Annotated in this window: 21 protein-coding genes and 1 pseudogene; all 22 read left to right on the forward strand. The window is 40.7% G+C overall.

Translation table 11 applies throughout. The features are described from left to right. Positions 1 to 11: 11 nt before the first annotated feature. The 22 genes and pseudogenes from rpsH (at position 12) to rpsI (ending at position 13213) form a co-directional block, all read left to right on the forward strand. Complete coding sequence (gene rpsH, locus FN924_RS00830) at positions 12 to 410, forward strand: 30S ribosomal protein S8 (RefSeq protein WP_143891651.1); 399 nt, start codon at positions 12 to 14, stop codon at positions 408 to 410. Positions 411 to 441: 31 nt separating this feature from the next. Continuing rightward, positions 442 to 978, forward strand: a complete 537-nt coding sequence (gene rplF / locus FN924_RS00835; RefSeq protein WP_143891652.1) for a 50S ribosomal protein L6 — start codon at positions 442 to 444, stop codon at positions 976 to 978. 65 nt (positions 979 to 1043) lie between these two features. Further along, a complete protein-coding gene (gene rplR, locus FN924_RS00840; protein WP_143891653.1) occupies positions 1044 to 1406 on the forward strand; it encodes a 50S ribosomal protein L18 in 363 nt (120 codons plus the stop codon). 21 nt (positions 1407 to 1427) lie between these two features. Next, positions 1428 to 1933, forward strand: a pseudogene (rpsE, locus tag FN924_RS00845) (30S ribosomal protein S5). Positions 1934 to 1946: 13 nt separating this feature from the next. Then, positions 1947 to 2126, forward strand: coding sequence for a 50S ribosomal protein L30 (rpmD, locus tag FN924_RS00850; protein ID WP_143891654.1), 180 nt, complete (start codon positions 1947 to 1949; stop codon positions 2124 to 2126). 31 nt (positions 2127 to 2157) lie between these two features. After that, positions 2158 to 2595 carry a 50S ribosomal protein L15 gene (gene rplO / locus FN924_RS00855; RefSeq protein ID WP_143891655.1) on the forward strand — a complete coding sequence of 146 codons (438 nt, stop codon included), beginning with the start codon at positions 2158 to 2160 and terminating at the stop codon, positions 2593 to 2595. Beyond that, positions 2595 to 3890, forward strand: a complete 1296-nt coding sequence (gene secY / locus FN924_RS00860; protein WP_143891656.1) for a preprotein translocase subunit SecY — start codon at positions 2595 to 2597, stop codon at positions 3888 to 3890. Before rplO ends, secY begins: the two co-directional genes overlap by 1 nt. 49 nt (positions 3891 to 3939) lie before the next feature. Further along, positions 3940 to 4593 (forward strand): adenylate kinase, encoded by a 654-nt coding sequence (locus FN924_RS00865; protein ID WP_143891657.1) that lies wholly within the window; start codon positions 3940 to 3942, stop codon positions 4591 to 4593. After that, a complete protein-coding gene (gene map / locus FN924_RS00870; RefSeq protein ID WP_143891658.1) occupies positions 4590 to 5336 on the forward strand; it encodes a type I methionyl aminopeptidase in 747 nt (248 codons plus the stop codon). The genes FN924_RS00865 and map overlap by 4 nt, the downstream gene beginning before the upstream one ends. A gap of 16 nt (positions 5337 to 5352) precedes the next feature. Then, entirely contained in the window at positions 5353 to 5673 is a 321-nt protein-coding gene (locus FN924_RS00875) for a KOW domain-containing RNA-binding protein (protein ID WP_143891659.1), read from the forward strand. Then, on the forward strand, positions 5666 to 5884 hold the full coding sequence (gene infA, locus FN924_RS00880) for a translation initiation factor IF-1 (protein ID WP_003464670.1): 219 nt from the start codon (positions 5666 to 5668) through the stop codon (positions 5882 to 5884). The genes FN924_RS00875 and infA overlap by 8 nt, the downstream gene beginning before the upstream one ends. Positions 5885 to 5915: 31 nt before the next feature. After that, positions 5916 to 6029 (forward strand): 50S ribosomal protein L36, encoded by a 114-nt coding sequence (gene rpmJ / locus FN924_RS00885; RefSeq protein WP_017473641.1) that lies wholly within the window; start codon positions 5916 to 5918, stop codon positions 6027 to 6029. Positions 6030 to 6053: 24 nt separating this feature from the next. Beyond that, on the forward strand, positions 6054 to 6419 hold the full coding sequence (gene rpsM / locus FN924_RS00890; RefSeq protein WP_143891660.1) for a 30S ribosomal protein S13: 366 nt from the start codon (positions 6054 to 6056) through the stop codon (positions 6417 to 6419). Positions 6420 to 6437: 18 nt separating this feature from the next. Continuing rightward, on the forward strand, positions 6438 to 6827 hold the full coding sequence (gene rpsK / locus FN924_RS00895; RefSeq protein WP_143891661.1) for a 30S ribosomal protein S11: 390 nt from the start codon (positions 6438 to 6440) through the stop codon (positions 6825 to 6827). 362 nt (positions 6828 to 7189) lie between these two features. After that, the gene (locus FN924_RS00900) at positions 7190 to 8134 is read left to right on the forward strand and encodes a DNA-directed RNA polymerase subunit alpha (RefSeq protein ID WP_143891662.1); all 945 of its coding nucleotides are present in this window, start codon (positions 7190 to 7192) and stop codon (positions 8132 to 8134) included. Positions 8135 to 8176: 42 nt separating this feature from the next. Then, positions 8177 to 8530, forward strand: a complete 354-nt coding sequence (gene rplQ / locus FN924_RS00905) for a 50S ribosomal protein L17 (RefSeq protein ID WP_143891663.1) — start codon at positions 8177 to 8179, stop codon at positions 8528 to 8530. Positions 8531 to 8865: 335 nt separating this feature from the next. Continuing rightward, positions 8866 to 9699, forward strand: a complete 834-nt coding sequence (locus tag FN924_RS00910; RefSeq protein WP_143891664.1) for an energy-coupling factor ABC transporter ATP-binding protein — start codon at positions 8866 to 8868, stop codon at positions 9697 to 9699. Next, entirely contained in the window at positions 9675 to 10541 is an 867-nt protein-coding gene (locus FN924_RS00915; protein ID WP_143891665.1) for an energy-coupling factor ABC transporter ATP-binding protein, read from the forward strand. The genes FN924_RS00910 and FN924_RS00915 overlap by 25 nt, the downstream gene beginning before the upstream one ends. Before the next feature lies 1 nt (position 10542). Beyond that, complete coding sequence (locus FN924_RS00920; RefSeq protein WP_143891666.1) at positions 10543 to 11337, forward strand: energy-coupling factor transporter transmembrane component T family protein; 795 nt, start codon at positions 10543 to 10545, stop codon at positions 11335 to 11337. Between the two features lie 12 nt (positions 11338 to 11349). Continuing rightward, a complete protein-coding gene (gene truA, locus FN924_RS00925; protein ID WP_143891667.1) occupies positions 11350 to 12123 on the forward strand; it encodes a tRNA pseudouridine(38-40) synthase TruA in 774 nt (257 codons plus the stop codon). A 239-nt stretch (positions 12124 to 12362) separates the two neighbouring features. Beyond that, positions 12363 to 12800: a 50S ribosomal protein L13 gene (rplM, locus tag FN924_RS00930; protein ID WP_143891668.1), complete on the forward strand. Its 438-nt coding sequence runs from the start codon at positions 12363 to 12365 to the stop codon at positions 12798 to 12800. Between the two features lie 20 nt (positions 12801 to 12820). Next, complete coding sequence (gene rpsI, locus FN924_RS00935) at positions 12821 to 13213, forward strand: 30S ribosomal protein S9 (RefSeq protein WP_143891669.1); 393 nt, start codon at positions 12821 to 12823, stop codon at positions 13211 to 13213. Positions 13214 to 13529: the final 316 nt, after the last annotated feature.

Consider the following 13529-nt stretch of genomic DNA (forward strand, 5'->3'; position numbering starts at 1 on the left):
GGTAATAGATAATGGTTATGACAGATCCAATCGCAGATATGCTTACTCGTATTCGTAACGCAAACATGGTGCGTCACGAGAAGCTTGAACTTCCTGCATCTAAATTAAAAAAAGAAATCGCAGATATCCTTAAACGTGAAGGTTTCGTTCGCGATTATGAGTTTGTAGAAGATGACAAGCAAGGTGTACTACGTATTTTCTTGAAATACGGAAACAACGAAGAGCGTGTAATCACGGGCCTAAAGCGTATCAGTAAACCTGGTCTACGTGTATATGCCAAAGCTGACGAACTTCCTAAAGTCTTGAACGGATTAGGAATTGCTATCGTTTCTACATCAAAAGGTGTTTTATCTGATAAAGAAGCACGTCAACAACAAATTGGTGGAGAAGTGCTTGCATACGTTTGGTAATCGATTATATACAAGATAGGAGGTGCCTTTAATGTCTCGTATAGGATTGAAAATTCTTGAAATCCCTGAGGGTGTTGAAGTCAAACTAGACGGAAGTACAGTTACAGTTAAGGGTCCAAAAGGAGAACTTACTCGTAACTTTCATGAAGATATGAAGATTAAAATTGAGGACAACGTACTTACAGTAGAACGTCCTAGTGATAATAAAGAACACCGTGCATTACATGGTACAACTCGTAGTATTATTGGAAACATGGTGGAAGGTGTTCACAAAGGATTTGAAAAAGCATTAGAAATCAATGGTGTAGGTTACCGTGCGACAAAACAAGGTAACAAAGTCGTTGTGAATGCTGGATACTCTCATCCTGTTGAAGTGGAACAGCCTGCTGGAATCGAACTTGATGTTCCTTCCAACACAAGAATCGTTGTAAAAGGTATCGACAAGGAATTAGTAGGTGCCATTGCAGCGAACATTAGAGCTATTCGTCCGCCAGAGCCTTATAAAGGTAAAGGTATCCGTTACGAAGGCGAATATGTGCGTCGTAAAGAAGGTAAAACTGCGAAGTAATAAACCCTTCTAATTAAGTTGGTTAACAACAAGTAAGGTAGTAGGAACAGAAAGGAGTGACCTAAGTGATCACTAAGCCTGATAAAAACGTTGTACGTAAAAAACGCCACAACCGTGTTCGTAAAAACCTTTTTGGTACTGCTGAGCGTCCGCGTTTAAACGTTTATCGTTCTAACAAACACATCTATGCACAGCTAATCGATGACGAGAGTGGAGTAACACTTGCGAGTGCATCTACAGTAGATAACGGACTAAGCGTTGAAGCTACTTCTAACGTAGAGGCAGCTCAAAAAGTTGGGGAGTTAATCGCAACTCGTGCACAAGAAAAAGGACTTAAGAACGTAGTTTTCGATCGTGGCGGTTATTTATACCACGGACGTGTAAAAGCATTAGCAGATGCTGCCCGTGAGGCAGGTCTTGAATTTTAATCGTAAAAGGAGGGACACATATTGCGTACAAACATTGATCCGAATAAATTAGATCTTGAAGAACGTGTAGTTACAATTAATCGTGTTGCAAAAGTAGTAAAAGGTGGACGTCGTTTCCGTTTTGCTGCGTTAGTAGTTGTTGGAGATAAAAACGGTCATGTAGGTTTCGGTACTGGTAAAGCACAAGAGGTACCAGATGCAATTCGCAAAGCGATTGACGATGCGAAGAAAAACCTAATTACTGTACCGATCGTAGGTACTTCTATCCCTCACGAAATCACTGGTCAATTTGGTGCTGGAAGCATCCTGATGAAGCCAGCTTCTGAAGGTACAGGAGTTATCGCGGGTGGTCCGGTTCGTGCGGTACTAGAGCTTGCTGGTGTTGGTGACATCTTGTCTAAATCACTAGGTTCTCTAACACACCAATCAACATGGTTCGCGCTACAATTAATGGATTAAAAGAATTAAAACGTGCAGAGGAAGTTGCAAAACTTCGTGGTAAGTCTGTAGAAGAACTGTTAGGATAAGGAGGGAAACTATATGTCTAAAAAATTAGAAATTACCCTCGTACGTGTTATTGGTCGTTCTGAATCGCAAAAAGCGACTGTAAAAACACTTGGCTTAAATAAAATTCGTTCAACTGTAACACATGAAGATAACCCTGCTATTCGTGGAATGGTAGAAAAGGTATCACACTTAGTAGAGGTAAAAGAAGTTTAAGTCTTAAATTGCTAAAAGAGGAGGTGCACGCATGAAACTTCATGAATTGAAACCATCAGAAACTCGTAAGAAACGTAACCGTGTTGGACGCGGAATGTCTTCTGGTAACGGAAAAACATCTGGCCGCGGACACAAAGGACAAAAAGCGCGTTCCGGTGGAGGTACTCGTCCAGGTTTTGAAGGTGGACAAATGCCACTAATCCAACGTATTCCGAAGCGTGGTTTCACAAACATTAACCGCAAGTATTATGCTATCGTTAACCTTGAAACATTAAATCGTTTTGAAGAAGGTACAGAAGTGACTCCAGAGCTTTTACTTGAAACTGGTGTAGTTAGCAAGCTAAAAGCCGGCGTGAAAATTCTTGGAAACGGCAATGTGGAAAAGAAACTAACCGTAAAAGCTCACAAGTTCTCTGCTTCCGCTAAAGAAGCGATTGAAGCAGCGGGCGGTCAAACTGAGGTGATTTAATGTTTCGTACAATCTCCAATTTTATGCGCGTAAGTGACATTCGTAATAAAATCATTTTCACCTTGTTAATGCTCATCGTATTTAGACTGGGAACATTCATCCCAGTTCCCTTTACAGATAAGAACGCGATTGATGTCATGAATCAGCAAAGCGTATTTGGCTTCTTAAATACATTCGGTGGTGGGGCGTTGCAAAACTTCTCCATCTTTGCTATGGGAATTATGCCTTACATTACAGCTTCCATCATTATGCAACTATTGCAAATGGATGTTGTTCCTAAGTTCACAGAATGGAAGAAGCAAGGGGAAGTCGGAAGGAAAAAGTTAGCGCAATTTACCCGCTATGGAACAATTGTGCTAGCACTTATCCAGGCTTCCGCTATGTCAGTCGGCTTTAATGCCATGACTGGTGGTCAGCTAATCGCCGATCCTGGTCCTGGGAAATTCATCGTAATCGCACTTGTTTTAACAAGTGGAACGGCGTTCTTAATGTGGTTAGGGGAACAAATTACAGCAAATGGTGTTGGGAATGGTATCTCCATTCTAATCTTTGCAGGTATCGTCGCTGCTGTTCCGGGTGGCGTAAACCAGTTGTATGAGCAATACTTTGGTGGAAACAACACAGATGATTTATTTATAAACATTGTCATCGTAGCTCTGATCATCTTAGTCGTGTTAGCAGTTACAGTCGGTGTTATCTTTATTCAAGAAGCTTTGAGAAAGATTCCGATTCAATATGCAAAACGTGTTTCAAACAATAAGCCAGTTGGTGGTCAATCTACTCATTTACCGTTAAAAGTAAATGCAGCAGGGGTAATTCCTGTCATTTTTGCAATTGCCTTCATCATTGCTCCAAGAACGGTCGCTACGTTCTTTGATGGGAATGAGATAGCAGGTACGATTGCAAATATATTTGACTATACTCAACCAATAGGTATGACAATCTATGTGGCGCTTATTATTGCCTTCACTTACTTCTATACATTTGTTCAAGTTAATCCAGAGCAAATGGCAGAGAACCTTAAGAAGCAAGGTGGATATATACCGGGTATCCGACCAGGTAAGACAACCGAAACGTATCTTACTAGAGTTATGTATCGCTTGACCTTCGTAGGATCAATCTTCCTAGCTGCCGTTTCTGTCCTTCCACTTGTATTAGGTGGTTTGGCTGATTTACCACAATCTGTCCGTATCGGAGGAACCAGCTTACTGATTGTTGTAGGTGTTGCACTACAAACGATGAAGCAATTGGAGAGCCAATTAGTAAAACGTCATTACAAAGGCTTTATAAAATAGTTTAGAAGGGTATCCTTCTAGATAGAGAACGAGAGCGAGGGGAACGGCTTTGAATTTAATTCTTATGGGGCTACCTGGTGCAGGAAAAGGTACACAGGCAGAAAAGATTGTAGAAAAGTACCATATCCCTCATATCTCAACTGGAGATATGTTCCGTTTAGCCATCAAAGAAGGCACGGAGCTTGGCAAGAAAGCAAAAGAGTTTATGGACCAGGGAGAACTTGTTCCAGATGAAGTAACGATTGGAATTGTTCGAGAGCGACTAAGCAAGGATGATTGTCAACAAGGATTCTTGTTAGACGGATTCCCAAGAACAATTGCACAAGCAGAGGCGTTGGAGAATCTACTCTCTGACTTAGGAGAGTCTATTGATTATGTACTCCATGTGGATGTTCCGGAAGAAAAGCTTGTAGAGAGGTTAACTGGTAGAAGAATATGTCCGACGTGTGGAACAACCTATCATGTTCAATACAACCCTCCTAAAGTAGCTGGGATTTGTGATAAAGATGGTAGTGAGTTGATTCAACGAGAGGACGACACAGCTGATACAGTTAAAAAACGTCTTCAAGTAAATCTAGAACAAACAAAACCTTTGCTAGATTTTTACAATGAAAAAGGGTATCTTGTAACCTTTGATGGCGACCAAGACATTAATAAGGTATTTGAAGATATCGACGAGAAGCTAGGAGCTCTTTCTAGATGATTATTCGTAAAACGCCACAAGAGCTTGCAATCATGAGGCAAGCCGGTCGGATTGTTGCACTAACTCACCAAGAGTTAAAACAACATATCCAACCTGGAATCACAACAAAGGAACTGGATAACATTGCCGAGAAATTCATTCGTGGCATGGATGCATTTCCTTCCTTTAAAGGGTATAATGGATTCCGTGGTAGCATTTGCGCATCTGTTAACGAGGAACTTGTTCATGGTATTCCTAGTAATCGTAAATTACGCAATGGAGATATTATCAGCATTGACATTGGAGCTAAATATAAAGGCTTTCATGGAGACTCTGCTTGGACATATCCGGTAGGGACAGTTGATAACGAAACCTTGCGTTTGTTAGAGGTGACTGAAACCTCATTATGGAAAGGTCTTGAGCAAGCAAAACCAGGTGCACGCCTTTCAAATATATCTCATGCCATTCAGGCTTATACAGAACCAGAAGGGTTTAGTATTGTGCGAGAATATGTCGGACATGGAGTGGGGCGTGAGCTTCATGAAGATCCGAACATCCCACATTATGGACCACCGAATAAAGGTCCTGTATTAAAACCAGGAATGGTCCTTGCTGTTGAACCGATGGTTAATGCAGGCAAGCGTTTTGTACGAACACTTGCAGATAATTGGACGGTTGTGACAGAGGATGGTAAAATGTGTGCTCACTTTGAACACACAATTGCTATTACTGAGGAAGGTTATCAGATCTTAACAATAGCCTAAGTGAAGGTGATCGTGGTTGAATGAATCAGAGTCGAGTCCGCGAATAGGTCAAGTTGTTCGTATCTTGCAAGGACGAGAAGAAGGGCAATATGCGATTATCATTGATATCGTAGATGATCGTTTTGTCTTACTCGCAGACGGAGAAAAAAGAAAATATGATCGGCCGAAGAAAAAGAATCGACATCATATTGAGCTTTTGGATTACATTTCTCCGGAAGTCCAAAACAGCCTTCTAGAAACTGGTCGCGTAACAAATGGTAAGCTGCGTTTTGCTCTATCAAAATTTGTCAATGATTTTGTGACTGATCTAAAGAAGGGAGATCAACTCGATGGCTAAAGATGATGCAATTGAAGTGGAAGGTACCGTTACCGATACATTACCTAATGCAATGTTTAAAGTTGAATTAGAGAATGGTCATACTGTATTGGCACACGTTTCCGGTAAGATTCGTATGCACTTCATTCGAATTTTACCTGGAGACAAAGTAACGGTTGAACTTTCACCATATGATTTAACAAGAGGACGTATTACGTACCGATATAAATAATGAAACTCCGACATAAGAGGAGGTATAGGTGATGAAGGTAAGACCATCCGTAAAACCGATATGTGAAAAGTGTAAAGTAATTCGCCGTAACGGTAAAGTTATGGTAATTTGCGAAAACCCTAAACACAAACAAAAACAAGGATAACCATAAAGGAGGTGCACGTACCTAATGGCACGTATTTCAGGTATTGATATCCCACGTGACAAACGTGTAGTGATTTCCCTTACTTATGTGTATGGGATTGGAAAAGCTACTGCGAAGCAAATTCTTAAAGAAGCTGGTGTTTCTGAAGATACACGCGTTCGCGATTTAACAGAAGACGAATTAGCAAGAATCCGTCAAGAAGTGGAGAAATTCACTGTAGAAGGTGACCTTCGTCGTGAAGTATCTCTTAACATTAAACGACTTATTGAGATCGGATCTTACCGTGGTTTACGTCATCGCAGAGGTTTACCAGTTCGTGGTCAAAAGACTAAGAACAACTCTCGTACTCGTAAAGGCCCACGTAAAACAATGGCTAACAAGAAAAAATAAGCTAAGGGAGGTTAAAACATGGCACGTAAAACTAACACACGTAAACGTCGCGTGAAAAAGAATATTGACACTGGTGTGGCTCACATCCGTTCAACATTCAACAACACTATTGTTACTATTACTGATGTTCAAGGTAACGCGGTAAGCTGGAGCAGTGCTGGTTCACTTGGTTTCAAGGGTTCTCGTAAATCTACTCCATTTGCTGCGCAAATGGCTGCAGAAGCTGCTGCTAAATCTGCTATGGAACACGGTTTGAAAACTCTAGAAGTTACAGTAAAAGGCCCTGGTGCTGGTCGTGAAGCAGCAATCCGTTCTCTACAAGCAGCAGGACTAGAAGTTACAGCGATTCGTGATGTAACTCCGGTTCCTCACAATGGCTGTCGCCCACCAAAACGTCGTCGTGTATAATTTATCCGTATAATATTTGTCACCCTGTCTATAATGGGTTATGATAGCTAAAAGTATTAGGGTTCAAATATGGTGGAAAAGTTGTGCTAGGTACTTTAAAAACTAGGTTTTTAGGTGGTTAGCACACAGGATGTAAGATAAAGCTCGTAAGTTCGTACGTACATCTTGAATCAGACAACTAGACGTTAAGATCATTACAAGAGCCCATCCGTTACTTTTCTTGTTGAATTCTCATAATCAGCATTGCATAAGACAGAAAGTACAAAAATGTGTTGTGCAGAAACGGGAACTGCCACCAGAGGAATTTCGGTTAGACAGGGGTCTAGCCGGGGTTTCGACGTTTTGAAGGAGGGTTTTATTTAATGATCGAGATTGAAAAGCCAAAGATTGAAACGGTTGAGGTCAGCGATGATGCTACTTTTGGAAAGTTCGTCGTAGAACCGCTTGAACGTGGATATGGTACTACACTAGGGAACTCCTTGCGTCGTATCCTTTTATCATCACTTCCTGGCGCTGCTGTGACATCGGTTCAAATTGACGGAGTACTTCATGAATTTTCAACAATTGATGGAGTAGTTGAGGATGTTACAACTATCATTCTTAACCTGAAGAAACTAGCTTTGAAAATTTACTCTGAAGAAGAAAAAACGTTAGAGATAAATGTTCAAGGAGAAGGCATCGTGACAGCTGCAGATATTACATTTGACAGCGACGTTGAAATTTTAAATCCAGATCTTCATATTGCGACACTTGGTAGCAATGCTAACTTTAATATGAAGATTACTGCAGAACGTGGTCGAGGATATCGACCTGCCGAGGCGAACAATCACGAAGATCTGCCGATTGGTGTCATTCCAGTCGATTCTATTTTTACACCTGTATCTCGTGTTACGTATCAAGTGGAAAACACTCGTGTAGGGCAAGTAACCAATTTTGATAAACTAACACTGGATGTATGGACAGATGGTAGTATTAGACCGGAAGAGGCAGTATCTTTAGGTGCGAAAATTTACACAGAGCATTTAAATATTTTTGTTGGGTTAACCGATGAAGCTAAAAATGCGGAAATCATGATTGAAAAAGAAGAAGATCAGAAAGAAAAAGTTCTAGAAATGACAATTGAGGAACTAGATCTTTCCGTTCGTTCTTACAACTGTTTAAAACGTGCTGGTATTAATACCGTTCAAGAACTTGCTCATAAGTCTGAAGAAGACATGATGAAAGTTCGTAACTTAGGCCGTAAGTCTCTAGAAGAAGTAAAACACAAACTAGAGGATCTTGGACTAGGATTACGTAAAGACGATTGATAACGACACCTTTAGAGATTCCGAAAAAGGGAGGGATAATCCATGGCTAGAAAATTAGGTCGTACAACGGATAAGCGTATGGCTCTACTACGCGGCCTTGCCACAGATTTGATTATTCATGAACGACTAGAAACAACGGAAGCTAAAGCAAAAGAGCTTCGTTCTGTTGTTGAGAAGATGATTACTCTTGGTAAGCGCGGTGATCTTCATGCCCGCCGTCAAGCTGCAGCATTCCTTTATAATGCAGAAGCGAACGAAAATGAAGATGCAGTTCAAAAACTATTCGCTGATATCGCTACTAGATACGAAGACCGTCAAGGCGGATACACTCGTGTCCTTAAACTAGGACCACGTCGTGGTGATGGTGCGGAAATGGCGATTATTGAACTAGTATAATAATCGATAGAATGGCTTGAAGGGGCAGGACAGAATCTCTATCACGAGGTGAAATCCAAGCCCTTTTTTATACTTGAAAAAGTCAATAAGAAGTTCGGGAAATTCGTTTCTATTTTTGCGTTTTTGCTCCTGCTTTTTATAGAAACTGGCTTTTAGCGTAGATGGATGATTCGTAGAGGTTAAAAGTCTAAGAGTATAAAGAAATATTGTCTTACTATTTCTAAGTCTGATAGGGAGAAGCGGAAGTGGGTGATTGTGCAATACTATCACAGGCTTCCGCTTTTGGACCCTAAACATACATAAAAATGACTTTATCCTCCCAGGAGGGGTGTATGATGCAGCCGCCATTTATTGAGTTTCAAAATGTGTCCTTTCGATATGGGGAAGATCAACCGTGGGCACTTCGAGAAGTGAGCTTTCAACTACATAGAAATGAATCTGTAGCAATTATTGGGCATAACGGCTCCGGAAAATCAACCATCGCTAAGCTGATGAACGGTCTTCTTTTTCCGCAGGAAGGCAATATTTTAGTTGCCGGAATGTCTGTGAAGGAAGAAACGATTTGGGACGTGCGTAGCCAAGTTGGGATGGTGTTTCAAAATCCCGATAACCAATTTGTCGGTACGACAGTAAGGGATGACGTCGCATTTGGCTTAGAAAATAGGGGGATTCCTCGGGATGAAATGCTTAGACGAATCAAGCAGAGTCTAACAGCTGTTGGTATGGAATCTTATGAGCTTCATGAGCCACATCGATTATCAGGTGGTCAAAAGCAACGGGTCGCTATAGCTAGTGTCCTTGCTATTTCACCTAGTGTCATGATCTTAGATGAAGCCACTGCTATGTTAGATCCTAAAGGCCGTAAGCAAATCCATACAACTATACAAACTATTATGAAGGAGCATGAGTTGACCCTTGTGACCATCACACACGATTTATCCGAAGTTATGGAGGCTGATCGAGTACTTATCATGAATGAAGGAAGAATCTGGACGGAGGGTACTCCACGGCATATTTTTACAAAGAAAAAAGAGCTCGAAGAAATAGGACTAGATGTACCGTTTATTGCAAAGCTAGCCGCCGAATTGAAACCAAGCATTCCAATCGGTAAACCATTGAATGAGGATGAGCTATTGGAGGAATTATGGATATATCATTCAAGCAAGTAAACTACACGTATCAACCGAATAGTCCATTTGAATACCAGGCACTCAAGAATTTAAATCTATCCATTTCTTCGGGTTCTTTTGTTTCGATTGTGGGACATACTGGTTCTGGAAAATCAACGCTTATTCAGCATCTAAATGGATTACTAAGACCAACAACTGGCGAGGTGCATATTGGCCCCTATAGGCTACTGCATGATGAAAAGCCAAAGGATTTAAAGGGGTTACGGCAGCGAGTTGGTGTTGTATTTCAATATCCAGAGCACCAGTTATTTGAAGAATCGGTTGCCAAGGATATTGCATTTGGTCCGAAAAATTTCGGGGTATCCGAAGAAGAGATTCAGGAGCGAATACAAGAGGTTATGGAACACGTCCATCTTCCAAAGGAGTTATTGGACCGCTCCCCCTTTGAGTTAAGTGGAGGACAGATGCGGCGAACTGCCATTGCAGGTGTGTTAGCAATGAATCCAGAAGTTTTAGTGCTCGACGAGCCTACTGCTGGATTAGATCCAAGAGGACAGCGCGATGTAATGGAGATGTTTTATTCGTTACATAGTGCTCGAAACCTAACAACGATTCTAGTAACGCACAGTATGGAGGATGCATTTCAGTATTCTGATTATGTCTTTGTATTAAACAATGGAGAACTGTATGTAGAAGGAACACCAGAGGATGTATTAACGAGACAAATAGAATTACAAGCGGTTCATTTAGATATTCCGGAAATAGTTCGATTTATCCAGCGGTTTAATGAACAATTCTCTATGGAACTACCTATAGAAAGGCAAAATGTAAAAGAGTTAGCGACGCGATTGAAACAAGTATTACTTAAGGGAGAAGGTTAAGGTGAATAACTTCATCGTCGGTCAATATGTTCCAGGTGAGTCTTTTATTCACCGATTAGATCCAAGAACAAAAATCGCACTTATTTTTTTCTTTGTTATTATTGTGTTCTTTGCTAATTCTGTGGGCAGTTATGGTATATTAACCTTGTTTGCCTTTACCGTTACGATTTCTACACGGATTAAACCAACCTTTATTCTAAAGGGGCTCACTCCCGTATGGTTTTTAATCGTTTTTACGTTTATTCTTCATTTAATTGTAACGAAGGAAGGGAACGTATTATTTGAAGTATTGGGCTATTCCATTTATTCCGGAGCGCTTATTCAAGGATTTGCTATCTCATTACGATTCTTCCTCCTTATTCTTATTACCTCCATGCTGACATTAACAACAACACCGATAGAAATTACAGATGCAATTGAAACCCTGCTCGGTCCATTGAAGAAAGTTAGGTTTCCAGTTCATGAGTTAGCATTGATGATGTCCATTTCTTTACGGTTTATTCCGACGCTAATGCAGGAAACAGAGAAAATCTCTAAGGCGCAGGCATCACGTGGGGTCGATTTTCGCACTGGTCCACTAAAAGAACGAATTCAAGCAGTGGTTCCTTTACTTGTACCACTGTTCGTAAGTGCTTTTAAACGTGCGGAGGAGCTAGCGATGGCGATGGAGGCTAGGGGGTACCGCGGTGGAGAAGGAAGAACGAAGCTAAGAGAGCTAAGGACGCAATCCATTGACTTTGTAGCCTATGGTATCTTTATTCTAGTCGTCATTGGCATATTTATTTGGAGGAAGTAAAAGGTGGATGACATGCAACGAATAAAATGTGTGATTTCTTACGATGGATCTGAATTTTCAGGATATCAAGTTCAACCAAATGGTCGAACGGTTCAAGAGGAAATTGAAAAGGCTCTTCAGAAGATGTCAAAGGGGAATCCAATTCGTATCACAGCATCTGGGAGAACAGATGCTGGTGTCCATGCAAAAGGACAAGTTTTTCATTATGATACAGAGTTAGAGATTCCTGAAGATAGGTGGAAAAAAGCAATCAATACTCTACTACCTCCTGATATTAGAGTGTTAGAGATAGAGAAGGTAAGTTCTTCCTTCCATGCGCGGTTTGATGTGCGAGAAAAGACCTACAAGTACTTTGTGGATGTACAGGAAGATATTGATATATTTAAACGCAAATATGCGTATCATTACCCATACCCTCTAGACCTAGATGAGATGTCGAAGGCTTGTGAGCTTCTCCAAGGGGAGCATGACTTTACAGCCTTTTGTGCGGCCAATTCGGGTGTAAAAGGGGATAAAATACGGACCATCTATCAAGCTCATATAAAGTGCACGGGCAACCAAATTGTTTTCACCTTTACAGGAAGCGGCTTTTTGTATAATATGGTGCGGATTTTAGTTGGTACTCTTCTAGAGATTGGCGTTGGAAAACGGAGAGCTTCTGATATTCTGTCTATTATAGAATCTAAGGATCGTAACAATGCTGGCAAAACTGCACCTGCACATGGATTATACTTGTGGAAGGTTCGCTATGAAGAAAAAAATGAAAAACAACGTGTCCGGGTGTAACCTTGCTATTGACAATACCCTATCGTTTGTTATACTATGATTTATGGCATTTTATTTCTAAACCACGATTAGCCCCGGAAAGTTAATTCGTGTTAGAATATAGTCTGTTTGTAAAAAGGGCATCCAGACTTGCTGAAAGGTTCGGGACTTATGAAACAATGATTCATAGGAACGAATGCTTTGTAAGAATGGTTGTCACGAGAATTTTGGAAAATTGATAATTTGGAGGGTAACGAATCATGCGCACAACTTTCATGGCGAATGAAAATAATATCGAACGCAAATGGTTGGTTGTGGATGCTGAAGGCCAAACGCTTGGTCGCTTAGCAAGTGAAGTTGCAGCAATCCTTCGCGGAAAGCATAAACCAACTTACACACCACACGTTGATACAGGTGATCACGTAATCATCGTAAATGCAGAGAAAATCGAACTTTCTGGTAACAAACTAAATGACAAAATGTACTACCGTCATTCTAACCACCCAGGTGGATTAAAAGCTCGTACAGCGAACGAAATGCGTACGAAATACCCAGAACAAATGCTTGAATTAACGGTTAAAGGTATGCTTCCTAAAGGTAGCCTTGGACGTCAAATGGGTAAAAAATTACACGTATTCCGTGGACCGGAACACAATCATCAAGCACAAAAACCAGAAGCGTATCAACTTCGCGGATAATTATAAGGAGGTAACGAATAGTGGCAAAAGTACAATATTACGGCACAGGTCGTCGTAAAAGCTCAACTGCACGTGTACGTCTAGTTCCAGGTAACGGAACAATCACAGTTAACAATCGAGATGCTGAAAGCTATTTCCCATACGAAACACTACGTACTATCATTAAACAACCATTAGCTGCAACGGAAACAGAAGGTAGCTATGATGTATTGGTTAATGTACATGGTGGAGGATTCACTGGTCAAGCTGGAGCTATCCGTCATGGTGTAGCACGTGCTTTACTAGAAGCAGATCCAGAATACCGCACAGTTCTAAAACGTGCTGGATTCTTAACTCGTGACGCTCGTATGAAAGAACGTAAGAAATACGGTCTTAAAGGCGCTCGTCGTGCACCACAGTTCTCAAAACGTTAATAATCATGGTTTTCAAGGCTCTCGATCAATCTGGTTGGGAGTCTTTTTTGTTTATAAGTTACCTATTCACTGGTTAATGCTATATTTTGTCTGCTTAAAGGAAATATCAAATATGACGTTGTCTGAAAAAGACGAAAAGGATGCCACATTAGAAATGCTAATCTGCAATAGGGAATGCAAATAGACGGAAGTGGAAGATAACGTACTTTTATTGAAAATACACTTATTAAAAGGATGAGTATTAGAATGGCTGCAGAAGCTTTTATACTTACCCATTTTATGACTACATATAAGAAAGACTATCAAGAAATTCGAG

The organism is Radiobacillus deserti, from assembly GCF_007301515.1.
GTDB classification, from domain to species: Bacteria; Bacillota; Bacilli; order Bacillales; family Amphibacillaceae; genus Radiobacillus; species Radiobacillus deserti.

Excerpts from the sequence above, each read along its gene's own strand:
- rpsH (WP_143891651.1), top strand. The coding sequence starts at position 12 with ATGGTTATGACAGATCCAATCGCAGATATGCTTACTCGTATTCGTAAC.
- rplF (WP_143891652.1), top strand. The coding sequence starts at position 442 with ATGTCTCGTATAGGATTGAAAATTCTTGAAATCCCTGAGGGTGTTGAA.
- rpmD (WP_143891654.1), top strand. The coding sequence starts at position 1,947 with ATGTCTAAAAAATTAGAAATTACCCTCGTACGTGTTATTGGTCGTTCT.
- rplO (WP_143891655.1), top strand. The coding sequence starts at position 2,158 with ATGAAACTTCATGAATTGAAACCATCAGAAACTCGTAAGAAACGTAAC.
- secY (WP_143891656.1), top strand. The coding sequence starts at position 2,595 with ATGTTTCGTACAATCTCCAATTTTATGCGCGTAAGTGACATTCGTAAT.
- map (WP_143891658.1), top strand. The coding sequence starts at position 4,590 with ATGATTATTCGTAAAACGCCACAAGAGCTTGCAATCATGAGGCAAGCC.
- infA (WP_003464670.1), top strand. The coding sequence starts at position 5,666 with ATGGCTAAAGATGATGCAATTGAAGTGGAAGGTACCGTTACCGATACA.
- rpmJ (WP_017473641.1), top strand. The coding sequence starts at position 5,916 with ATGAAGGTAAGACCATCCGTAAAACCGATATGTGAAAAGTGTAAAGTA.
- rpsM (WP_143891660.1), top strand. The coding sequence starts at position 6,054 with ATGGCACGTATTTCAGGTATTGATATCCCACGTGACAAACGTGTAGTG.
- rpsK (WP_143891661.1), top strand. The coding sequence starts at position 6,438 with ATGGCACGTAAAACTAACACACGTAAACGTCGCGTGAAAAAGAATATT.
- FN924_RS00900 (WP_143891662.1), top strand. The coding sequence starts at position 7,190 with ATGATCGAGATTGAAAAGCCAAAGATTGAAACGGTTGAGGTCAGCGAT.
- rplQ (WP_143891663.1), top strand. The coding sequence starts at position 8,177 with ATGGCTAGAAAATTAGGTCGTACAACGGATAAGCGTATGGCTCTACTA.
- FN924_RS00910 (WP_143891664.1), top strand. The coding sequence starts at position 8,866 with ATGCAGCCGCCATTTATTGAGTTTCAAAATGTGTCCTTTCGATATGGG.
- FN924_RS00915 (WP_143891665.1), top strand. The coding sequence starts at position 9,675 with ATGGATATATCATTCAAGCAAGTAAACTACACGTATCAACCGAATAGT.
- truA (WP_143891667.1), top strand. The coding sequence starts at position 11,350 with ATGCAACGAATAAAATGTGTGATTTCTTACGATGGATCTGAATTTTCA.
- rplM (WP_143891668.1), top strand. The coding sequence starts at position 12,363 with ATGCGCACAACTTTCATGGCGAATGAAAATAATATCGAACGCAAATGG.